At 51.3% G+C, this 21567-nt stretch carries 18 protein-coding genes and 1 pseudogene; 6 read left to right on the forward strand and 13 right to left on the reverse strand.

Features of this window, described 5'->3' with window-relative positions:
- Positions 1-2: 2 nt before the first annotated feature.
- The 3 genes from C2M34_RS07530 to C2M34_RS07540 form a co-directional block, all read right to left on the reverse strand.
- The gene (locus tag C2M34_RS07530; RefSeq protein WP_105258451.1) at positions 3-611 is read right to left on the reverse strand and encodes a PH domain-containing protein; all 609 of its coding nucleotides are present in this window, start codon (positions 609-611) and stop codon (positions 3-5) included.
- On the reverse strand, positions 601-1005 hold the full coding sequence (locus tag C2M34_RS07535) for a DUF3224 domain-containing protein (RefSeq protein ID WP_105200340.1): 405 nt from the start codon (positions 1003-1005) through the stop codon (positions 601-603). Before C2M34_RS07535 ends, C2M34_RS07530 begins: the two co-directional genes overlap by 11 nt.
- Before the next feature lie 79 nt (positions 1006-1084).
- Positions 1085-2767, reverse strand: coding sequence for a hypothetical protein (locus tag C2M34_RS07540; protein WP_105258452.1), 1683 nt, complete (start codon positions 2765-2767; stop codon positions 1085-1087).
- A gap of 130 nt (positions 2768-2897) precedes the next feature.
- On the opposite strand from C2M34_RS07540, the pseudogene C2M34_RS07545 reads away from it, so the two are divergent.
- A pseudogene (locus C2M34_RS07545) lies at positions 2898-4690 on the forward strand (ABC transporter transmembrane domain-containing protein).
- Here the strand turns inward: C2M34_RS07545 and C2M34_RS07550 are convergent.
- Positions 4687-5331, reverse strand: coding sequence for an OmpA family protein (locus C2M34_RS07550; protein WP_105200343.1), 645 nt, complete (start codon positions 5329-5331; stop codon positions 4687-4689). The pseudogene C2M34_RS07545 and the gene C2M34_RS07550 sit on opposite strands and share 4 nt — an antisense overlap.
- 115 nt (positions 5332-5446) lie before the next feature.
- A complete protein-coding gene (locus tag C2M34_RS07555) occupies positions 5447-6193 on the reverse strand; it encodes a substrate-binding periplasmic protein (protein ID WP_234398776.1) in 747 nt (248 codons plus the stop codon).
- Between the two features lie 106 nt (positions 6194-6299).
- Here C2M34_RS07555 and chrA point away from each other — a divergent pair, with 106 nt between their 5' ends.
- Positions 6300-7457, forward strand: a complete 1158-nt coding sequence (chrA, locus tag C2M34_RS07560) for a chromate efflux transporter (RefSeq protein WP_105258454.1) — start codon at positions 6300-6302, stop codon at positions 7455-7457.
- A gap of 77 nt (positions 7458-7534) precedes the next feature.
- Here chrA and C2M34_RS07565 read toward each other — a convergent pair whose 3' ends face one another.
- The 4 genes from C2M34_RS07565 to speA form a co-directional block, all read right to left on the reverse strand.
- Complete coding sequence (locus C2M34_RS07565) at positions 7535-8728, reverse strand: mechanosensitive ion channel family protein (RefSeq protein WP_105258455.1); 1194 nt, start codon at positions 8726-8728, stop codon at positions 7535-7537.
- A gap of 7 nt (positions 8729-8735) precedes the next feature.
- Entirely contained in the window at positions 8736-9659 is a 924-nt protein-coding gene (locus tag C2M34_RS07570) for an acyltransferase (RefSeq protein ID WP_105258456.1), read from the reverse strand.
- A 2-nt stretch (positions 9660-9661) separates the two neighbouring features.
- Positions 9662-10555 (reverse strand): acyltransferase, encoded by an 894-nt coding sequence (locus C2M34_RS07575; protein ID WP_105200348.1) that lies wholly within the window; start codon positions 10553-10555, stop codon positions 9662-9664.
- Positions 10556-10655: 100 nt separating this feature from the next.
- Positions 10656-12560 (reverse strand): biosynthetic arginine decarboxylase, encoded by a 1905-nt coding sequence (gene speA, locus C2M34_RS07580; RefSeq protein WP_105258457.1) that lies wholly within the window; start codon positions 12558-12560, stop codon positions 10656-10658.
- Positions 12561-12721: 161 nt separating this feature from the next.
- Here speA and speE point away from each other — a divergent pair, with 161 nt between their 5' ends.
- Complete coding sequence (gene speE, locus C2M34_RS07585) at positions 12722-13585, forward strand: polyamine aminopropyltransferase (RefSeq protein WP_105200350.1); 864 nt, start codon at positions 12722-12724, stop codon at positions 13583-13585.
- A 143-nt stretch (positions 13586-13728) separates the two neighbouring features.
- Positions 13729-15762: a glycoside hydrolase family 97 protein gene (locus tag C2M34_RS07590; RefSeq protein ID WP_105258458.1), complete on the forward strand. Its 2034-nt coding sequence runs from the start codon at positions 13729-13731 to the stop codon at positions 15760-15762.
- A gap of 19 nt (positions 15763-15781) precedes the next feature.
- Here the strand turns inward: C2M34_RS07590 and C2M34_RS07595 are convergent, their stop codons facing one another.
- A complete protein-coding gene (locus tag C2M34_RS07595) occupies positions 15782-16159 on the reverse strand; it encodes a DUF6768 family protein (RefSeq protein WP_105200351.1) in 378 nt (125 codons plus the stop codon).
- Positions 16137-16688 (reverse strand): RNA polymerase sigma factor, encoded by a 552-nt coding sequence (locus tag C2M34_RS07600; protein ID WP_105258459.1) that lies wholly within the window; start codon positions 16686-16688, stop codon positions 16137-16139. The genes C2M34_RS07595 and C2M34_RS07600 overlap by 23 nt, the downstream gene beginning before the upstream one ends.
- A gap of 153 nt (positions 16689-16841) precedes the next feature.
- Between C2M34_RS07600 and C2M34_RS07605 the strand changes: the two genes are divergently transcribed.
- The gene (locus tag C2M34_RS07605) at positions 16842-17669 is read left to right on the forward strand and encodes an alpha/beta hydrolase (protein ID WP_105258483.1); all 828 of its coding nucleotides are present in this window, start codon (positions 16842-16844) and stop codon (positions 17667-17669) included.
- Between the two features lie 7 nt (positions 17670-17676).
- On the opposite strand, the gene C2M34_RS07610 is transcribed toward C2M34_RS07605, so the two are convergent.
- Positions 17677-18732: a potassium channel family protein gene (locus tag C2M34_RS07610; RefSeq protein ID WP_105258460.1), complete on the reverse strand. Its 1056-nt coding sequence runs from the start codon at positions 18730-18732 to the stop codon at positions 17677-17679.
- Positions 18733-18797: 65 nt separating this feature from the next.
- Entirely contained in the window at positions 18798-20576 is a 1779-nt protein-coding gene (locus C2M34_RS07615; RefSeq protein WP_105258461.1) for a DUF885 domain-containing protein, read from the reverse strand.
- Between the two features lie 231 nt (positions 20577-20807).
- On the opposite strand from C2M34_RS07615, the gene ubiE reads away from it, so the two are divergent.
- Positions 20808-21563: a bifunctional demethylmenaquinone methyltransferase/2-methoxy-6-polyprenyl-1,4-benzoquinol methylase UbiE gene (ubiE, locus tag C2M34_RS07620; protein WP_105200355.1), complete on the forward strand. Its 756-nt coding sequence runs from the start codon at positions 20808-20810 to the stop codon at positions 21561-21563.
- Positions 21564-21567: the final 4 nt, after the last annotated feature.

The raw sequence follows: 21567 nt of genomic DNA on the forward strand, positions 1-21567 counted from the left end.
GACTAGGCCTTAGGCGAGGCTTCTTCGGACGAAGCCTTTGCCGTGGCCTTTGGCTCTTGTTCAAGGCGCGCTAAGCGCGCGTCTATGCGCTCCACCGCATCGACCAGGCGTTGCATAAGCGCCTGGTTATCTTGATTAGTGCCGCCTTGCGCGGCGCTTTGTCCATGATGGTGCTCACCCTGCTGTGTTGCGGCTCGTTCCTTTTGCGTTAAAATCGCTTCGCGAAAATGATGCGCATCCACCACCCCAAGCAAGGACACCAAGGCTCCCGGCCCGGACTGTCCGGCGGTTTCAAAACTTAACCTATGCAAGCCGAATACTCGCATCAGCGGGCCCTGAGTCATGGCCACATCGGTAATTTTATCAAGCGGAATGGATTTCTCCTCACGCACCCAGATACCACGCTTCACCACCAGCTTCTTTTCACTTAAGGTCGCCGACATGGCCGCCAAAATGCGCCCACCAAGCCACCATACCAAGACAGCGACAATGGGCAGTAAGGCGATGCCAAACAAGGTGATACTGGCCACTAGCAACCAAATGGTCAGCCAGTATTGCTTAACCCTGGGGTCAAACTGGGCGGTGTTTAAAATCGTTTCGCTACTCATCATCAAACTCCAAGCGGTAATCGAATTCATAATGGTGCACACCCTTATCGATACGAATACGCATCAGCCCAGATAGACCACGCAATTCGCCACTGGCGGAGTCAGGCACCACTTCGAGGACGAGTCGGTCCTGGCCCTGATTCATGGTACCGAAGTGCTGCAACACAAAGCTGCCTTTTCTGCCATCCAGGGTACCGGTCACCTGCTCGATGGCAACATAACCGGCGGAGCCTTGTACCACAGTCATGGCGCTCAACATCTCTCCCTGGCTAATGCCATGCAGATCGCCGCTAAAGGTTTTGTCTATCGACATGCGCCCAAGGTTAATGCCGTCGACACCGGTGGCATAGGCATCCTGGGGGTTTAGTGTCACGGTAAAGGTGCCGATCGCGTTCATAAGTAAACCTGTTAATGATTGTTTTATGTTTATTAGTATATAAAAAAAGCCCGCAGTTCAATGCGGGCTTTATCAATAGTTATTCGACGTTTCGTCGCAGCTCTTTAAAATGGACACGCTGCTTAGCGTCAAGCTGAGCGTTGGCCTGCCATTGCAACCACTGCTTGAGGGCGATGGACATCTGCAAGGAATAGTCGAGCGAACGCCACTGCTTGGTATCATCATCGGCATAATTGGGCGCATTGCTGTCATGCATCAAGTTAACCTTCTGGCCCTGTTCATTGACCACCATCATGTTAAACGACTCTCCAGCACCCACATTGGTAAAATAAGTCGCATCCACTGTGTCAAACGCCACCTGATACTTCACTTCGGCACTGTCACCCCCTCTGTCGATTCCGGCACTGGTGCTGCTGATCAGCGGCGCCACACATTGATGGGTTTGATCGCCGGAAAACTGCGACAACAAAGGGGGTGTATCGAAGTTTTTATCCGGTACCGAAGCGCTGCCATGGCACGACATACAGGAGCTGTTGCTGTTATCGGCAGGACCATTGAGGCGCTGATTGCAGCCCAGGTGCCCAGGTGCTCGCATGCGTCCTGAGCCCGCGTATTTGTTCAGCTCATCGACGCTGTCCCAAATAATAACCGCTTCTTTAAAGCCATTTTCTCGGGGTGCCTGAGGGTAACTGATGGCATAGTGACCAGCGGGCGGTGTGTCATTACCCCACATCATGCCGAGCAGGCTGATGCGCTGCCATGGGTTTTTCTCTTTCGCTTTACGCAGGCCATCGGCGACGAAGGTGCCATAGACCCAACCCGTATCGCGAGCACGGCTGTCTTTGACGGCAAAATCGAATTGCAGCAGCTTTACATCACCCCATTGAGCATAACTGCGCGGACATTGCTGACTTTCTTCCTGCAATGTGCACTCGTGACGATTGCTATCGCTGGGCTTACAGGCGCAAAAAGCCGGATCGGAAATATTGGCGTCCCAGCTGGGCATATTGGTCAATATCGGCAACTGTGCCACGGTCGAGGTATTAAATAAGGGCTTGGCGATCACCGCGCCCTCATCAAAGCGAATATTGTCGCTTGGCACCTTAGCACCGCCATCTTGCCACACCTGCCCCAACGTATAAGCCGCGGTCGCATTGTAAATAGCCACCGCCCACATGGTGGATTGATCGGTGCCGGTACCCGCCTGCACCGAGAAGGTCACCGGCGCTTCACGGGTTAAGCCATGGGTAAACTCCCGACCCGACATGGCATCATAGGTTTGAAACGGCATATGGAACCAGGGGCGCACCTGGTTTTCGCATACATCGAAGTCTTCCCTGTCCTGGCGCTGCACATTACCGGCGAGAATATAATCCATCACCGCCTCACTGTAGGCCAGCGCCAGCTTATACTTGTCTTTAGCGCTGGTGCCCTCGGCAAACAAGGCGTCGAAGCGTTTATCCCGCCAGGCCTGCGCCTGTTTATCGTCAACTGGCTGGCCAGGGAAGGCATCGGATAACTGAAACACCGGACCTGCGTAGGCCTGATTAGGCACATTGGTCAGTGTTTGTCCCGCCCACATTGGCTGAAAATTCGGGTCCTGCCAATAGCTGGGATACTGGCCCTGACAGGTGTTGATGGATTGATACTGCTGATTATAAATCGGCTCGTTACGCCAGTCGGCCAGCGCCGCCGTGCTGGTCAGAGACATGGCCCCGACGAACGCACATAGGGCACGAGATAGGGTGTTTACCTGCTTCATTATCATTCCTTTTTATTAGTCGCTTTTAAATTGATAGTCGTTAAAGCTTAGTCGCAAAAATAAAAGGCGTTATTACATTTGCTTACGCCGCTCTGTTACACTCAAATGGACAATTCAATCTGGTACCCCCATGGCTGCATCCAATACCGAAACATCCATTAATGAGAAAAGTGCGCTACGTCACTTACGACCGATTTTCCGCTTTCTTTTACCTACAAGTGGGTGGTGGCCGCTGCGCTATTTGCCTTGGTGCTCACCGCAGGCATTAACCTTTCCCTGGGTCAGGGCTTGAAGCAGGTGATAGACCAGGGTTTTATCGCCGGCTCCATGGAGCAATTGCGCGGCTCGGTCTTTTTATTGATCAGCTTGATTGCATTGATGGCGGTAGGCATCTTTTGCCGCTTTTATCTGATGTCCTGGCTTGGCGAACGGGTCAGCAGCGATATTCGTAAGGCAGTGTTTGCCCGCATTCTCGCTCTGCACCCAAGTTATTTTGAAGAAAATCGCAGCGGCGAGATCATGTCACGCCTGACCACGGACACCACCTTGCTGCAAAGCATAGTCGGCTCGTCCTTATCCATGGCGCTGCGCAGCACCCTGATGCTGATCGGCGGCGTCATTATGCTCTTTATCACCAATGTGAAACTCACCCTGATAGTGCTCTTATGCGTACCCATGGTGCTGCTGCCCATGAAGCTTTTTGGCCGTCGGGTGCGCACTTTGGCCAGCAGCTCACAGGATGCCATCGCCGATATCAGCACTTATGCCGGCGAGGTGATGCAAAACATCAAAACCGTGCACAGTTTTAATCGCCAAGGCAGTGAACTGGCCGCCTTTGACGGCGAGGTTGATAAGGCTTTTGCGGTAGCTAAAAAGCGCATTATGCAGCGCTCTTTTCTTATCGCCTTTGTGATCTTTATCAGCTTTTCCGGCATCAGCTTTATGCTCTACAGCGGCGGTGTCGATGTGCTTAGCGGGAAGATGTCCGGCGGCGAACTGGCCGCCTTTGTGTTTTACGCCATAGTTGTGGCCATGGCGGTGGGTACGGTGGCGGAAATTTATGGTGAGCTGCAAAGAGCCGCCGGCGCGGCCAAACGTCTGATTGAATTACTGGAAGTGCAAAGCGAAATTCTTGACCCGACACAGGCACAAAGCCTGAATACCCAGGCTCAGGCTGATGTTATCGAATTTACTGACGTCAATTTTCATTATCCTTCCAGGCCACAGCAAAGCGCCCTATCGGCCTTTAATTTACAGATCACCCAGGGCGAAACTGTAGCCATAGTCGGCCCTTCCGGCGCCGGCAAAAGCACCTTATTTGAACTGCTACAACGTTTCTATGATGTCAGTGCCGGCAGCATTCGCCTGCATGGCACGGATATCCGCGAGCTTAGCTTGCATGATATTCGCGAACAAATGGCCATGGTAGCCCAGCACCCCGTACTATTCAGCGCCGATGTTTATCACAATATTGCCTATGGCAAGGAAGGAGCTACGCAGGACGAGGTGAGCGCCGCCGCCAGGCAGGCCTATGCCGATGAGTTTATCGAGCAGTTACCCGATGGCTACCACAGCTTTTTAGGAGAGCGCGGAGTGCGTTTATCCGGCGGGCAAAAACAACGTATCGCCATTGCCAGAGCCATACTCAAAGATCCGAAAATTCTGTTACTTGACGAGGCTACCAGCGCCCTTGATGCGCAAAGTGAGCACCATGTACAGGCGGCATTAACCGAACTGATGAAGTCGCGTACGACCCTGATCATCGCCCATCGCTTAAGTACCGTGATGCACGCCGATCGAATTGTGGTAATGGATAAGGGGAAGGTGGTTGCCAGCGGCAATCATGCTAGCTTAATGCAACAATCGCCGCTGTATCGAAAGCTTTGTGAGCTGCAGTTTAATCAGCCCAGCGCCTCCGCTTAGTTTTGTACGTTAGGTACGATTTGAATTTCTACGCGACGGTTTAGAGCGCGGCCATTTGCCGTGCTGTTGTCGGCGATAGGACGGCTTTCACCGTAACCCTGAGTACTGATACGCGCCGCCAGGATCTGGCTGTTCACCAAGTAGTTTTTCACACTTAGCGCACGCTGCTCAGACAGGTTTTGGTTGTATTCGCTGCGACCCGTGCTGTCGGTATGACCTTGTACGCTTAGGTAGGTTTTCTCGTACTTGTTCATCACGCTGGCGATGGCATTCAGAGTGTCATGAAAACCGCTTGAGATGTACGACTGCTCGGTAGCAAAGGTAATGTTTGACGGCATTACCAGGCGAATGTTGTCGCCTTCACGCACAACTTCAACACCAGAACCGGCTAGCTCATCACGAAACGCCTGCTCTTGGTTATCCATGTAGTTACCTACCGCGGCACCGGCTAGTGCACCGATAGCGGCACCGATGAAGATACGCTTATCATCATGATCGCCTGTGGCTTTACCTAATACCGCACCGACACCGGCACCGATACCTGCGCCTTTTTGCGTATTGGTTGCCTGACAGCCCGTTAATAACAATGCCACTGAGGTTAGTGCCACGACAGGAGTCAAAGTGTTTAGTCGTTTAGCCATGATTTATTTTCCTATTATTTGTCCTATTGGGGGATGGTAACAGATTTGCATGAACTTACGGTTAAAATGGAGCCAGTAAAAATGATTTATTGCACTAATTTCAATGGTCTTGTTATCAATACCTGGCGATCGGCGGCAGCGCATAAGGCTTCACCAGCTCAGTTAGCTGACCCCTTTCGGCAAGGTCCTGGTATAAAGAAGTGATTTGTTTTGCCGGGGACGTCTTGGCAAAATCGCGACTGTAGGCCATATAGCCAAAGATCGAATCGCGATACTGATAAGGCTGCTTAACCAATTCGTGCATGGGCTGCTGCAAGATGCTCATGGCATGCTCGGCGGTATCTTCAACCCCAATAAATAAATCCACCCGGCCCTTTAGCAGCATTTGCACCGCCACCTGCTCCGAGGTTACCGGCACCTTGATGATATCCCGGTCTTTATCGAAACGGGCAAAGTGCGCCGCTCCGCGCATCACTGCAATACGCTTGCCGTAAAGATCTTCGTAATCGGTGATTTCTATGCCATTGGCGCGCAAGGAATAAAAACGAAAAGATGAGTGCAGCGCCATATAAGCGGGAGGAACAAAGGTCAGTCCCTGCTCGCGCTGCTTAGTACGAATAAGGCCGCCCATAATATCGACCTCGCCCTGCTCCAGCATATGCACGCAGCGCGAAAAGGGGCAAGGGACCACCTTAAGCTCAAGCCCAAGCTCATCGGCGATGGGCGTAAGAATATCGAGCAAGAGGCCTTTAGCCTGAGCGCCATGGGTAGAACTATAAGGAGGCGCATGATCTATAGCGACGGTAATTGTGCTGGCTTGCACAGCGGCCATGGGAATGAACAGCGATAATATTAGTGGCACCCAGCACCCTGTGCGCATCTTCATAACAACCTCAATGTTGTTGCAACCAAATGGAACACCTCTATAGTGTCACATAATCTACACAAGCTCTAAGTATAATGAAACTATGAAATTGTTATCCATCTTCTACCAGTTCCTGTTGCTTGGTTGCACTAGCTTTGGTGGCCCGGCGGCACACCTGGGTTACTTTCAACGTCACTTTGTGGAAAATAAAAAGTGGCTGACTCAGCAGCAATACGGACATTTTATTTCCCTTAGTCAATTGCTTCCCGGACCGGGCAGCTCGCAGGTAGGTTTTGCCATTGGTGTAGAGCGCGCCGGTTTAGCCGGGGGGATCGCCGCCTTTATCGGTTTTACCCTGCCCTCCATGCTGATCATGGTGCTGCTGGCATTAGGAGCACAACAGCTGCCTTGGGCCACTACGGGGCTGATCACCGGGCTTAAATTGTTCGCCGTGGTGATTGTCGCCGATGCAGTGTTTAGCATGAGTAAAAGCTTCTGTCGCACCTGGCATACCCGGGCGTTAGCGTTACTCAGTGCGGGTGCCTTGATATTAATCCCCAGCCTGTATACCCAGTTATTGATCTTGGTGCTGGCGGCTATCTGGGGGGCATGGCAACTGCAACCCTTTAAGGATGAAGGCACAACGCAAGACGCAGACAAAGCAAGCACAGGCCTTAGCAAGCTACCGCTGCTGCTTTTTGCCCTGCTGTTTATCCTGAGTTTCGCCGCTACGGGTGAGTTGTGGCAGCTCAGCGCCCAGTTTTATCAGGCGGGCTCTCTGGTGTTTGGCGGTGGGCATGTGGTGTTGCCCCTACTCGATACCATATTGACCGATGTGGATGCCGACAGCTTTTTAACTGGCTATGCGGCGGCGCAGGCCATTCCCGGTCCCATGTTTACCTTTGCGACTTATCTTGGTGCTGTCTTAGCGCCTTCAACCCCCTTGTTGGGCGCCTTAATTGCTACTTTGGCCATTTTTCTACCCGGCTTCTTACTGGTGCTGGGGTGTGCCCGTCATTGGCAAGCGCTGATGAGCAACCCCCTGCTGGCCGGCGTAAGCACTGCCATCAACGCTACTGTGGTCGGTTTTATTTTGGCGGCGCTCTATAACCCCATAATTCCCGCTGGTGTAACCCAGTGGTGGTACGTTGTTTTTGTCGCCTTGGGATGGTGGTGGTTGCAACGCTTTAAGCCACCTGTGCTGATGCTGATTGCCGTCTTTGCGGCGCTGGGACTGCTACTGGAGCAGTTGCCTTACTAACGAGGCTGAGTTTTTGAAATGCGCAACTAAAAAGCCCGGCGAGCCGGGCTTTTTAGTTTAATGCTTAAGACAATCGCTTAGCTAGAGCCATTCATTTGCCCGCTTACGCTCTGATAAGGCCTAAGCTCAAAGATGGGCAGGACCGCCAGCAGATGATCCATAATTTCCGCTTGAATATGCTCGTAGGAAATCCAGCGCTTGTCGGCACTAAAGCAATAGAATTCAATGGGCAGACCATGGTTCAAGGGCTGTAACTCACGCACCATCAGGGTCAGGTCCTTATTGATACGGTCGTGCTGTTTCAAATAGCCCTCGGCGTAACGACGAAACAGACCTAGGTTGGTGACCTTATCCGGCAAGGATGTGGTGTTGATATACTCACACAGCTGCAATGTTTCCTCTATGCTTTGCTGCAACTCGTCATCGGCGATACGGATACTGTTCATATCTATATTGAGCGAGCGCTTAATACGCCGGCCGCCGGACTCCTGCATGCCGCGCCAGTTTTTAAACGAGCCGGAGACCAAGGTATAGGTCGGCAAGGTGGTGATGGTGTTATCCCAGTTGCGCACCTTCACGGTATTCAAACCCAGGTCGATCACCTCGCCATCGGCGCCATAGCTGTCTACCTGAATCCAGTCACCATAGGTCACCAGACGGTTGGCGGCTATTTGTATGCTGGCCACAAAACCTAAAATAGTGTCTTTAAACACCAACATGGTCACCGCGGCAATGGCACCAAAGCCGGAGATAATATAGGTAGGTGACCTTTCCAGCAGCAGGGCAAAAATTAAAATCGCACAGATGATGAAGGTGATCAGCTTAACCAGCTGAATTAGCCCCTGAATCGGCACCTCGCGGGAGAATTCAAACTGGTTATAAAGCGCACCGCCTATGCTCACCATGCTGCTAACGATAAAACCACCGTATACGATAAGCAAAATCTTCACGCAGGAATGGATAATATCCAGGTAAAGTTCGGGGATTTGCACCACGGTTTGGAAGGACGCCAGAAAGGCAACACAGCAAATAAAGCCGGCCAAACGACGGTTCAATTTAATCAACAGCGGCTTCAAGGCCGAGGTACGCTGTGGTGCTATGCGCATCATCAGGCTTTGCAGCGCCGGCAACATTAAACTACTTAAAAAGAAGTACAGCAGGATAATGGCCATCAGACCGATACCCGTCGCTGAAATCGTGCTTAGCAACTCGGCACGCTCGGTGTCGGCGAATAAGGGCTTAAGCAATTTTTGTAAATGACTTTGGGTCATAGCTGAGTTACACCTTTCCTGTGTTATCTACTACTTTGGCGCAGTCGGGGGCGGCTGTGGGTGCTTGTTGCTGGGCGATAAGCTTATCCTTGGCCTGCCAAATATCGTTGAGTTGTTGTTGGAACTCGACCCGAAACGCCTTGTTTTGCTGATAATCACCGATCAGCTGCGGCGCTATGTCACGCACATTGACCAGTAAATCTATCTGGGTCAGGCGTCCGAGCATAAAATCACGACAGATATGGGTTCCCTGAGATTGATAGCATAGTGTGGCATCGAGCAAACCGTCAAACCTTTCCCCTAAAACCTGTAACGCAAAGGCGATGCCGCCAGCCTTGGGCTTGAGCAAATAGGCAAACGGGCTGAGTTGGCGCTGCTGTTTACCCGGAGTAAAGCGCGAACCCTCAACAAAGTTAACTATGCAGGATGGGTATTGCTTAAAGTTATTGCAACTGCGTTTGGTACGCTCCACATCCATGCCCTTTAACTTTGGATTCTTGGCAATTTGTTCCTTGCTGGCGCGCTTCATAAAGGGCATACCCATGGCCCAGGCACCGCTGCCGATAAAGGGCACGTATTTTAGTTCATCCTTAAGGAAAAACTTCGGCGCCGGCAGCTCGGTAACGGCGCTTAGCACCACGATATCAAGCCAGCTCAGGTGATTGGCAATCAACAGATACCAGGCATTGGGGTCGACCTTACCGTCAAAGCGCACATTAAAGCGCTCGCAACCTAGCTGTAACGCCAAGCGATTGCCAAGGCGCCAGCCACTGTAGGCCCAATGCAACACCACAGTGGTGGCATAAAACGGCAGGATAAGTTTTACCAGCCCAAGGATAAAAACGATCACTCCCCACACCAGGGTATTTACCAGCAATAAGCAGGTCGCCAGGCTTCCCACCAGCCATTTGGGCAATAATCGTTTCAGCATAATTAGTTCCTATTCTGCTGCGTTAGCTGCTTCAGGGTCGAGTCTTTTTCTTGCCAAAGAGCATTGAGATGCTGCTGAAACTCTACGCGAAATGCATTGTCGTTGCTATAGTCGCCGATCAGCTGCGAGTCCAGTGGACGCACTTCCACATGCACCACAACCTCTTTCACCCTACCGCCAGCAAAGTCCATAAAAGTAGGAATACCGCCCGGGTAATGAATGGTGACATTCACTATTTTACTGATCTGCTCGCCCATGGCCTGCAACACAAAGGCGATCCCGCCGGCTTTAGGCTTAAGTAAATGGTTAAAGGGGCTGTTTTGACGCTGATGCTTGGCGTCTGTATAGCGGGTACCCTCAACAAAGTTGACTATGGACACCGGCATTTCCTTAAACTTTTCACAGGCCTTGCGCGTGGTTTCTATGTCTTTACCGCGCAGTTTAGGGTTTTTCTTCAACTGCGACTTGCTGGTTCGCTTCATAAAAGGAAAATCCAGCGCCCACCAGGCCAGGCCTAAAAACGGCACATACAACAGTTCTTTTTTCAAAAAGAAGTTCAAAAACGGGATGCGGCCGCGAAAGATGCGCTGCATCACCAGAATATCGACCCAACTTTGGTGATTAGCCACCAGCAGGTACCAATCTTTTTTGCGTAGTTGCTCAAGCCCGATCACTTTAAGTTTATAAGGAGTAATCAGTTTTTGATTTAAGGAGTTACCCGCAACCCAACAACTGGCCATGGTTTTTGCCAAGGCGCTCATGGCTTTTTGCCAGGGCCTAATGGGGATAAGCTTAAAAACACCACACAGGACTATGGGGAGAAACCAAAATAAGGTGTTCAGGGTATATAAGCCAATACTCACAATTTGCCGAAATAAAGCAACCACTGCACGCACAACAACTTTCCTATTTGGGTATAAAAAACAAGCGCTAATGATAGCGCTTTTTTGTCTTTAACGGAAAAGGGTTCTGTTGCCGACTGGCAACAAACCCGGGCTAGTCTTCAAAGTAGGTATAGCCGCTTAATCCGTGATTTAGCTCATCCAGATAACTCTGCTTCAGCGCCGCATCGATAGCCATTGAGCTGACTCTTTGCTGATAACGCGCCGCCAAGGCTTCACTATCGTAATGAACAAATTTTAATACGTCCTGAACACTGTCGCCCTTGATTTCATTGGTCAGGCGGTACTCTTCACCGTGCATTTCCACATGCACAGAGTCGGTGTCACCAAACAGGTTATGCAGGTCACCGAGGATCTCCTGATAGGCACCAACCATAAACATGGCAATATGATATTGCTGACCAAACTCATAGCGTGGAATGGGCAGACTGGCTTCGATACCGGCACCATCTACATACTCGCGAATTTGTCCGTCTGAATCACAGGTAATATCCTGAATGATCACGCGCTGATCCAACGGCTTATCTAGATGTTCGATGGGCAATACCGGGAATAACTGACCAATACCCCACACATCCGGTAGCGACTGGAATAATGAGAAGTTTACAAACAGCTTATCCGCCAGCTTTTCATTCAGCTCGTCGATCACTTCGCGATGGGCACGAGCCGACTCGCTCAAACAAGCACGCACCTTGTGCAGGGTACGGAAATAAAGTTGCTCAACCAGGGCCCACTGCTCAATACCCAGCATGCCATGCACATATTGAGCATGAGCCTCGCTGAATAGATGCATGGCATCGTGATAGCTTTCAATGGCCATTCGGGCGTTAACACCGGCGCAGGTTTGCTGCATTTCCAGCACCACCTTAGGCAGGTTTGCCTCATCGGCTATCGCCACCTCGTTATTAGGTGCTTTTTCTACGTCCACCACATCTGTGATCAATACCGCATGGTGTGCGGTCAGCGCCCTGCCCGATTCGGTAATAATGGCCGGATGAGCCAGATCGTTGGCATCGCTCACCTCAGCAAAGGCGGCAACCACGTTTTTGGCATACTCTTCAACCGTGTAGTTCATTGAGCAGCTGCTGCGTGAGCCCGAACCTTCGTAGTCAACACCCAGGCCGCCGCCCACGTCCACGGTTTTCAGCGGCACGCCCATTTGGCACAACTGCGCATAGTGGCGGGCACATTCGGTTAGCGCTCGTTGGATATCGCGAATATTGGCGATTTGCGAACCTATATGAAAATGCACCAGCTCCATTAAATGCAGCTTATTATGTTTCTTTAAGGTCTCAACGGCCTGCAGCACCTGAGAGGCAGTCAAACCAAATTTGCCGCGCTCACCACCGGTATTTTGCCACTTGCCCTTACCCACGGAATTAAGACGAATACGAATACCGATTGGCGCCTCAAGGGCCATGGCATCCATTTCGCGGATCAGCGCATCAAGCTCGGAAAGCTTTTCGATAACAATATTGACCTTGTGGCCGGTAGCCTGACCGATCAGCGCCAGACGCATAAACTCACTGTCTTTGTAACCATTACAGACTATGGTGATGTCTTTTTCGGCCAAGCCGAGAATGGCCATCAGCTCAGGCTTAGAACCGGCTTCTAAGCCGACCTGACCACTGCTGTGCGCCAATAACTTGGACACCACAGAGCGCTGCTGGTTTACCTTGATCGGATAGACGCAAGTATAGTCACCCTGATAGCCCTTGGCGGTTTTGGCCTGACTGAAGGCAGAAATTAAACGCGATGCACGATGCTGCAAAATATCGGTAAAACGCACCAACACCGGCAAGGTCAGGCCTTGCTCTTTAAAACGCTCGACTAAGGCATTTAATGCCAAACCGGGTTTATTTTTATCGCCATCGGGATAAGCCACCAGCTCGCCCTGAGCGTTAATATCAAAGTAGCCATCGCTCCAATGACTGACGTTATAAACGGATTGAGCGACCTGGTAACCCGCTGGGTGACCTGTCAGGGGACCCTTTTCCATAACTCTGCTCTCAATATTGACCCAAGAATTTGCCGCTAGTTTAATACCTCTTATTGCCACTAGCGAATAGAAAATCACATAAATGCAGCTAAAATGTGATTGAGCATTGCCCTGCACACTGGCAAAATTGCGTTTCTCATTTATTGGTGATTATGTAACACATGACAAGTTTAGATAAAAACCACTGGTTTACCGAAATCAGTGACCGTGATGGCAGTGCTTTCTCACTGCGTATCAACAAATTACTTGAAGAAAAACAGTCTCCCTTTCAGCATGTTGCCATGTATGAAACCACCGACTTTGGCAACCTGATGATCATTGACGGCTGCACCATGGTGAGTACCCGCGAGAATTTCTTTTACCATGAAATGATCGCCCACCCTGCGCTGTTCAGCCACCCGAATCCGAAAAACGTGGTGATCATCGGCGGCGGCGACTGCGGCACCCTGCGTGAAGTGCTTAAGCACGACAGCGTAGAGTCGGTCACGCAAATCGATATAGATCAAGTAGTTACCGAGATGTCGCTGAAGTATTTCCCTGAGCTGTGCACTTCAAACCAGGACCCACGCGCAACCTTGTTATTTGATGACGGCATCAAATACATGCGCGAAGCCGCGCCTGAGTCTATCGACGTAGTGATTGTTGACGGCACAGATCCGGTTGGCCCGGGTGAAGGCCTGTTCAACCACGCCTTCTACCAAAGCTGCTTGCAAGCCCTGCGCCCTGGCGGCGTGCTGGTACAGCAAAGCGAAAGCCCGCTAATGCATATGCCATTACTATTGGAAATGCGCGGTGCGATGAAGGAAGTGGGCTTTGGCGCCTTGCAAACCTTGCCATTCCCACAGCCTATTTACCCGTCGGGTTTATGGTCTGTGACTCTGGCTCGTAAAGGCATGGGTTTCGACGGCTTCCGCGCCTGTGATCCACAAGCACTACAAACCGAATACTACACCCCGGGTATCCACCAGGGCGCCTTAAGCGAGCCGCCATTTATGGCAAGAGCCTTCGCAGGCGAAACAAAATAAAAAAAGGCGAGTTCAACTCGCCTTTTTTACCTCTGCAGCTAGCCCCTCGCCTTTGAATACGTATGCAATTTCTATGTGATCACCCTGGATTCACCTTACCCTAAGATTTCTCTTTAGGCGTTATGTATTACCAGGACAAGTCAATGCGAGTATTTATCCCTTTGCTTTTGGCATCGCCATTAGCGCTGGCAAAAACCGTGAGCGTCAGCTCTCCCGACGGCCAGATCCAAATTTCTTTAAGTGATGAAGGCGCCCCAAGTTACCAGGTGACGTTTGCCGGTAAGCCGGTGATTAACTCATCCAAGCTCGGCTTTTACTTTAAGGACGCGGCACCGCTACGCGATGGCCTGGTGATCACCGAGACGCAAACTCAAAGCGTCGACCAAAGCTGGCAACAGCCCTGGGGCGAGCAACGCCTTATTCGTGACAATCACAACGAACTGGCGGTTACCTTCAGCGATGAAAGCGATGCCAGCCGCAACTACAGGGTGCGGGTGCGCGCCTTTAATGACGGTCTGGGCTTTCGTTATGAATTAGAAGGCAAAGAGCGCCCCGACTACCAGATCACCGATGAGCTCACCGAGTTTGCTCTGGCCGGACAAAACAACGAAGCGCTGTGGATCCCGGCCCGTGGCTGGAACCGTTACGAGTACGTCTATAAGCGCACCGACGCCAGCGAGGCAGCCCATGTTCATACGCCCTTTACCCTGAAAATGGGCAATGGCGTCCATATCAGTATTCACGAAGCCGCGCTGGTCGATTATGCCGGCATGACTCTGAACCAGCGTCGTCCGGGTATTTTTAAAGCCGATTTAACGCCCTGGTCCGACGGCATTGCGGTAAAAGCCGAAAACGGTTTCACCACCCCCTGGCGTACCATTCAAATCGCCGATAAGGCCACCGGGCTACTTAACTCGCACCTGATCCTCAACCTCAATGAACCGAATAAACTCGGCGATGTATCCTGGGTTAAGCCGGGTAAATACGTGGGTATCTGGTGGGGCATGCATATCAATGAAAACACCTGGGGCAGCGGTGAAAAACACGGCGCCACCACAGAAAACACCATTGAATACCTGGACTTTGCTGCCAAATATGGCTTCGATGGCGTGCTCGTTGAAGGCTGGAACCAAGGCTGGGACGGCGACTGGTTCTTTAATGGCGATGTCTTTAGCTTTACCAAAAGCTATGATGATTTCGACCTGGCCGCCATTGCCAAACACGGTGAAAAGGTGGGTGCGAAACTGATCGGTCACCATGAAACCTCAGGCAATGTCAGCAACTATCGCAACCAGATGGAAGACGCCTTTAAGCTCTATCAGAAACATGGCGTAAGCCAGATCAAAACCGGCTATGTTGCCGATGGCGGCAATATCAAACGCATCGATGAGCAGGGTATCGCCCGCTACGAGTGGCACGACGGCCAGTTTATGGCCAACGAATACCTCTACAATATTGAACTGGCGGCCAAGTATCAGCTCAGCATCAATACCCATGAGCCGATCAAAGATACCGGCCTGCGCCGCACCTACCCGAACTGGATCACCCGTGAAGGGTCGCGTGGTCAGGAATTTAATGCCTGGGGCACACCGCCAAACCCACCGGCGCATACGCCCATGCTGGCCTACACCCGCATGCTGGCGGGGCCGATGGACTTCACTCCGGGGATCTTCGATATGGGCTTTAACGGCCTAGGCGCGGATACCAACCGCCCGCAAACCACCTTGGCGAAACAGCTGGCGCTCTATGTGGTGCTCTACAGCCCGGTGCAAATGGCGGCGGATTTACCCCGTAACTACCTGGCCAAGCCGGATGCCTTCCAGTTTATCCAGGATGTGCCTACCGATTGGGAGCTAAGCCAGGCCATTGCCGGTGAAATGGGTGAGTATGTGGTTTTTGCCCGTAAGGAACGCAAGCGCGATCACTACAGTGGTAACGACTGGTATCTGGGCGCCATTACCGATGGTGAAGCCCGCAAGGTCGATATCAAGCTCGACTTTTTAGAGCCGGGTAAACGCTTTGAGGCGCAGATTTATGCCGATGGCGAGGATGCCGAATGGGTGAATAACCCCTACAGCATGACCATCAGCAAGCAGGTGGTCACCAGCAAGGACCAGCTTCCGCTTAAGCTGGCGCCCAGCGGCGGTACCGCCATTCGCTTTAAGGCCCTGGACTAACAACGAACGAAAAAGCCACCTACTCGGTGGCTTTTTTATGGCTGCGCTCAAGCAATAAATACTCGGTGCGTTTAATCTCGCGAATAATGGAGTTGCGGTTCATTTCCATAAAGATCCATAGCTTCACTGCAATCTGCACCATAAGGCCGACGATAAACCACACCGCCCAAAAAATCTGGGCACCGACTTCAGTGGCGATGTAAAAGCGATAGCCGCAATAAATAAAGGCAGCCGTGGCAATCAAGGCCAACAGAGTTGAAAACCATACCCAGAAGCGCATGGAGCCCTGGTAGGTTTGCCCCAAGCGGGCAAATAAGCCCTCATCCCGACTTAAAATACCGTCTAATTGCTGGCGCTCCTGCGCCAGCTCCGACTTAATTTGCTGCTCTAGATTCATGCTCGCTTCCTCTTTCATCTTGGGCCCACTGGCTTAATTTCTGCCTAGCACTGTGTAAGCGCGATTTAATTGTGCCTGGTGGCGTATCGAGTACCTTGGCGATATCCGCTATGGGCAACTCTTCTAAATAAAACAAATACACACTATGGCGCTCCACGTCTGGCAATTGGGCGATCAGGGCGAGTAAGTCTAAATGCCGCTCTACCTTGGCCGTATCCCCGCATTGTTGCTGCGGTGGCTCGGCCACCAGCAGCTCTTTTTGCCGACGTCGCGTTAGGTCGATAAAGCGCCGATATACGGCGCGAAACAACCAGGCTTTAAAGGCACTGGGCTCAAGCAAAACGCGAATATCTTTGGCCACCTTGCTCCATACCTCCTGAGTGAGATCCGCCGCATCCTGCTCACACTGGCAGAGCTTAAAGGCAAAGCGGTAACTGCCCTGATAGTGGCCCTCACACAAGGCCGAGAAGGCGCTCGCGTCCCCTTTTTGTGCGGCCAGAACCAATAACGCCGTGGTGGTTTCTGTCATAGTGAAAATCAAATCTTTATTACAAGACGCAGTAGCAAGCAAAAAGGTTGGCAACCAAGGTAATTAATTTATGGTCGCCGTCAAAGTATAGCTGCTAGATAGCTGCTAGTATGGTGCAAAATTGAAGCAAATTAATTGATTTTAGGTGTGTTTATGCGGTTATTCTCACTGCTGTTATTACTCTTTTGCGGACTTACCTATGGCCAACAAGGCGCGTATTCCATCCCCCGCAGCCAGGTCATCGAATTAACGGATCACCATAGCCAGCATACCTACCCCCTGTATATTAAGCTGCCAGCTTCCTATGCTAAAAACCCAAGTAGACAATACCCGGTTATTTACCTCACCGACGGCCATTACAGTTTTCAACTGGTCTCTGGGGCCACTCGCTTCCCGATGAATTCAGGGGCCATGCCCGAGGCCATTTTAGTTGCCATTGGTTACGCTCAAGGCGACAAGGGCCAGAGCAGCCGCGTTCGTGATTACACCCCAACCAAAGAATCGAGCTGGAAGCTGGCCACTGGCGAAGCAGCGAAACATGCGCGCTTTATTCGCGAACAGGTATTTACCCATATACAAAAAAATTACCGCGCTCTGGCAACGCAGCGCACCTATATGGGGAATTCTTTAGGTGGACTGTTCGGCGCCTATTTACTGCTGCAAGAACCGGATATGTTCAGCAACTATATTCTGGGCAGCCCATCGGTGTGGTTTGATAACCAGTCTATTCTGGCTTTAGAGCTAAAGCCCAGTAAGGCAGCGCCCAAGGTCTATATAGGTGTGGGTAGTTTAGAAACCCCAGCGTATGGCGAGGGGCAAGATATGGTGGCCGACGCACAGGCCCTGTTTGATAAGCTGCGCAGCCTGCCGGCGAGTCACAGCCAAATCAAACTGAGGATTATAGAGGAGGCTCGTCATGCCACCGCTTTCCCAAGCACCTCAATCCAAGGGTTGGATTGGCTGCTCAGGGAAGGTGAGTAACACCAAGTTACGGCCACTTTACCTCGGCGGCAAGAACGCGTACCGGGGCAATATAGTGAATAATATCGCCGCCCTGAATGGCGTAATCCAGCGGTGGGTTGAGATCCATATCCAGAGCGCTGCGATTATGGGCAATGCCTAAAATGGTGGCGTCATACTGGCGCTTAAAGAGCTCAAAAATATCCGCATAGGTGAAGCGACTGACTTCGTTTGGGATCACCATGGAGAAATGCGTGTCACCATGGAGACTCGACATAATTTCCTGCTGCACTCGACTGGCACCCGGGTCTTCCATGGAGCGAACCAGCACCTCGGCGGTACGGTTAGAGCTGCATTCAACGTTGGCACAGTGTTCGCTCAGCATTTGCGCCTTACTTTCATCATCGAAATAAGCACAGATATGGGCGCTTTCCTTCACTAACTTGCTGATCTTCAGCGCCGTGGTAAAGCTTTGGTTATCGTCCGCCCCTTCCACTATGATGCGATCGGCGGTACTGATACCAACACGATTGAGTTGCTCTTCATCGGTATAGCTGCTCAGTTTTACAAAGCTGACATTGGGCTCAGAAAAGAAAGGGTGCTCAATATCATCGGTCACCGCCAGCACTATGTCTCTGCGCACCCGTTTGTCATCGGCAAGAATGTAGCGCACCATTTTGCGAGTGCGCACTGGGTGCCAACCGAAAATAATGATGTGGTTAGCAAAATGCGTTACGTCTTTTTCACCTGTCATAGCACGCCTTATTATATGTGTAATGGTTTGTCCGGCCTTACCCAGCAGCATACCGAATAATGCCAAACCGAAAGGAATTTGCACCAGGGCCACCAGCAGGCGCCCCAGATCTGAGCTTGGGCTTAAATCGCCATAACCCACGGTTGAAGTGGTGACCACGTAATAATAAAAAAACGTGTTTGGCGCCAGCAGCGCCTGCTCACCGGCGGCCGCCAGCAGCAGCCAGGTTATCCCCATATGCGCTAAAATTGCGAGTACCACCGCCTGCCAACTGAGCTGGTCGATATGACTGCGAATGGTGAGCAAGAGGCGCTTAATCAATATCGGCATAATTCGCCTTATCCCTAACTATTTGGGCGCCTTAGGCGCCCAATTTCTTGTAATATTTCAGCATTCTAGCTTTTCTTGGTCGCTAATGCCTCAGCAATATACTGGTCAATTTGCTGCTCTAGTACATTAAGTGGAATAGAACCATGACGCAAGACCTGATAGTGGAACTCGCGAACGTCAAAGTCATGACCCAGGGCTTTTTCCGCCTTGGCACGTAAGCGCTTAATGGTCAGCTCGCCAATTTTGTACGATAGTGCCTGAGCTGGCCAGGAGATATAGCGATCCGTTTCCGTTTTCACATTATGCAGTGATAATGCTGTGTTTTCGCTCATAAAATCCAGCGCCTGCTGGCGCGACCAACCGAACATATGCATGCCGGTATCCACCACTAAACGCGCCGCACGCCACATTTCATAGGTGAGGCGACCAAAGTCGCTATAAGGGTCTTGATAGAAGCCCGCTTCAATACCCAAGTATTCACTGTACAAACCCCAGCCTTCACCAAAGGCCGATAGATAGGCATTACGGCGATAGCTTGGCAGGTAATCCAGCTCGGCATTAAGGGAAATTTGCAGGTGATGACCCGGTACCGCTTCGTGCAAGGTCAGTGCTTCCAACACATACAAGGGGCGCTTATCCAGGGCATAGGTGTTGACCCAGTAGAAGCCAGCTTCGTCATCACGGCTGGAGCCCGAGTAGCGGCCCGTGGTGTATTTAGGGGCTATGTTGGCGGGAACCGGCGCAACACCATAAGGCTTACGAGGCAACTCCTTAAACAATTTTGGCAACTGAGCGTCCATCTTTTTGGCGATATAAGACGCTTCCTTCAGCAACTCTTCCGGGGTGGTGGCGTAAAACTGCGGATCGGTACGCAAGAACTCAACAAAGTCGGCAAAACTGCCTTCAAAGCCAAGCTCATCGATGATCGCCTGCATCTCACCACGGATGCGTTTTACTTCCTGCAAACCCAGTTCATGGATTTCCTTTGGCGTCATCTCGGTGGTGGTGTAATGCTTGGCGCGATTGGCATAAAAGGCCTCGCCGTTAGGCACATTCGAGATGCCTATGGTATCGCGGGCACCGGGGCGATAGGTGTTAACGAAAAAGTCGTAATACCCCTGATACGCTGGCAACACCTGCTTACCGATCACTTCCTTGGCCTGGTTTTGCAGCAGGGCAAATTCATCATCACTGATACCGGCGGTATTTTGCTTAAAGGGCGCATAAAACTCGGATTCGGTAACATCATCCACCAAAAAGGCGCTGATGGATTCTTCATAACCGGCGAGCACCGCCTTAGGTTGAGTCAGACCGGTTTCCAGGCCCTTGTTCATCCAATAAATATTCTGCTCGAAGAAACGCGGCACCTGGCTTAAGCGCTTAAGGTAGGTTTCAAAACCAGCTTTTGAGCTGTAATCGCCACGGGCAACCATAAAGGACAGCGACGAGTGAAAGCCGTACTCTGAGGTCAGCGGCATATAGTGGGTATTAAAGCGATACTCATCCAGCTGGTTCTGCACCTGAGCGCGGATAATCTGTAGATTGATCTTGTTCTCGCCGCTGAGTGCCTCGCTATCTATGGCATCAAGCTGGGCAAGCAAGGCCTGGCGTTGCTCGTACTGCGCCTTGAGGTACTCGGGGCTGAGGTTGGCCAGCAGATAACCGTCCACCTCTTGCCTGTAAGGATTCACACTTTCGCGATATTTGACGATTTGCTCGGCGACCTGGGTAAAGGTCTCATCCTGGTTCAGGGGCGCGGTTTTGCTGGGCGCCGCACAGGCACTAACGCCCAATACCAAGGCAGTGGCCAGGGCCAATGTTTTCAACTTAAAGGGAGACTGCATATTTCTGTTCTCGTTATTGCAATGCACTATGATGCCCTACTCTAGCCCAGCGGCTATGTGTGTCAAAGTCGATGCGACCAAATCTCCCTTCTTTTGTTCACCCCACTGCGATTGCACGGCTATTAGGTCACATTGGCGAAAATCATGGCAGGCGTAAAAATGGCTTAATCCTTGAGCTGTTACGGGCCCTCAAGTACACTATGGCCAAATTCCCTCTAGGCTTGAATTACCATGAAAGAAGCTGAGCAAAAAACCACGCATTTTGGTTATAAAACGGTCGCGGCAAACGAAAAAGCGGCTCATGTTGCCGATGTTTTCCACTCGGTCGCAGCTAAATACGATTTAATGAATGATTTGCTCTCTTTTGGCATTCATCGTCTATGGAAACGCGTAACCATAGCCAGCTCGGGCGCCCGCAAAGGCCAGACAATTCTTGACTTAGCCGGTGGTACCGGCGACCTGACCGCTAAATTCAGCCAGCTGGTTGGCGATACCGGCCGCGTGATCTTGGGCGATATCAATGATTCGATGCTCAAGGTAGGTCGTGACAAATTGCGCGACCGTGGCCTGGTCAGCAACATCGAATATGTACAGATGAACGCCGAAGAGCTGCCGTTTCCGGACAACAGCATAGACGTGATCACCATCGCCTTTGGTCTACGTAACGTGACCGACCAAAGCAAGGCTTTGGCTTCCATGTATCGCGTGCTTAAGCCAGGCGGTCGTCTGCTGGTGTTGGAATTCTCCAAGCCTGAGCATGAAGTACTGACTAAGCTTTATGATATCTATTCCTTCAATATTCTGCCTAAGGTGGGCCAGGTAGTGCTCAATGACAGCGAGTCTTACAAATACCTTGCCGAGTCTATTCGTATGCACCCGGATCAAGAAACATTAGAGGGCATGATGAAAGACGTGGGCTTTGAGCAGACCAGCTATCAGAATATGAGCGGCGGTATCGTTGCCCTGCATCGCGGCTTTAAGTTTTAAGGAG

This window comes from Pseudoalteromonas sp. T1lg88 (assembly GCF_002964765.1).
Lineage (GTDB): Bacteria > Pseudomonadota > Gammaproteobacteria > Enterobacterales > Alteromonadaceae > Pseudoalteromonas.

What these genes read in the sequence shown, in the direction of transcription:
- C2M34_RS07570 (WP_105258456.1), bottom strand. Translation starts at nt 9,659, where the DNA reads ATGCTGAAACGATTATTGCCCAAATGGCTGGTGGGAAGCCTGGCGACC.
- chrA (WP_105258454.1), top strand. Translation starts at nt 6,300, where the DNA reads ATGAAATTGTTATCCATCTTCTACCAGTTCCTGTTGCTTGGTTGCACT.
- C2M34_RS07540 (WP_105258452.1), bottom strand. Translation starts at nt 2,767, where the DNA reads ATGAAGCAGGTAAACACCCTATCTCGTGCCCTATGTGCGTTCGTCGGG.
- C2M34_RS07605 (WP_105258483.1), top strand. Translation starts at nt 16,842, where the DNA reads ATGCGGTTATTCTCACTGCTGTTATTACTCTTTTGCGGACTTACCTAT.
- C2M34_RS07600 (WP_105258459.1), bottom strand. Translation starts at nt 16,688, where the DNA reads ATGACAGAAACCACCACGGCGTTATTGGTTCTGGCCGCACAAAAAGGG.
- ubiE (WP_105200355.1), top strand. Translation starts at nt 20,808, where the DNA reads ATGAAAGAAGCTGAGCAAAAAACCACGCATTTTGGTTATAAAACGGTC.
- C2M34_RS07610 (WP_105258460.1), bottom strand. Translation starts at nt 18,732, where the DNA reads ATGCCGATATTGATTAAGCGCCTCTTGCTCACCATTCGCAGTCATATC.
- C2M34_RS07535 (WP_105200340.1), bottom strand. Translation starts at nt 1,005, where the DNA reads ATGAACGCGATCGGCACCTTTACCGTGACACTAAACCCCCAGGATGCC.
- C2M34_RS07530 (WP_105258451.1), bottom strand. Translation starts at nt 611, where the DNA reads ATGATGAGTAGCGAAACGATTTTAAACACCGCCCAGTTTGACCCCAGG.
- C2M34_RS07615 (WP_105258461.1), bottom strand. Translation starts at nt 20,576, where the DNA reads ATGCAGTCTCCCTTTAAGTTGAAAACATTGGCCCTGGCCACTGCCTTG.
- C2M34_RS07565 (WP_105258455.1), bottom strand. Translation starts at nt 8,728, where the DNA reads ATGACCCAAAGTCATTTACAAAAATTGCTTAAGCCCTTATTCGCCGAC.
- speE (WP_105200350.1), top strand. Translation starts at nt 12,722, where the DNA reads ATGACAAGTTTAGATAAAAACCACTGGTTTACCGAAATCAGTGACCGT.
- C2M34_RS07590 (WP_105258458.1), top strand. Translation starts at nt 13,729, where the DNA reads ATGCGAGTATTTATCCCTTTGCTTTTGGCATCGCCATTAGCGCTGGCA.
- C2M34_RS07550 (WP_105200343.1), bottom strand. Translation starts at nt 5,331, where the DNA reads ATGGCTAAACGACTAAACACTTTGACTCCTGTCGTGGCACTAACCTCA.
- speA (WP_105258457.1), bottom strand. Translation starts at nt 12,560, where the DNA reads ATGGAAAAGGGTCCCCTGACAGGTCACCCAGCGGGTTACCAGGTCGCT.
- C2M34_RS07595 (WP_105200351.1), bottom strand. Translation starts at nt 16,159, where the DNA reads ATGAATCTAGAGCAGCAAATTAAGTCGGAGCTGGCGCAGGAGCGCCAG.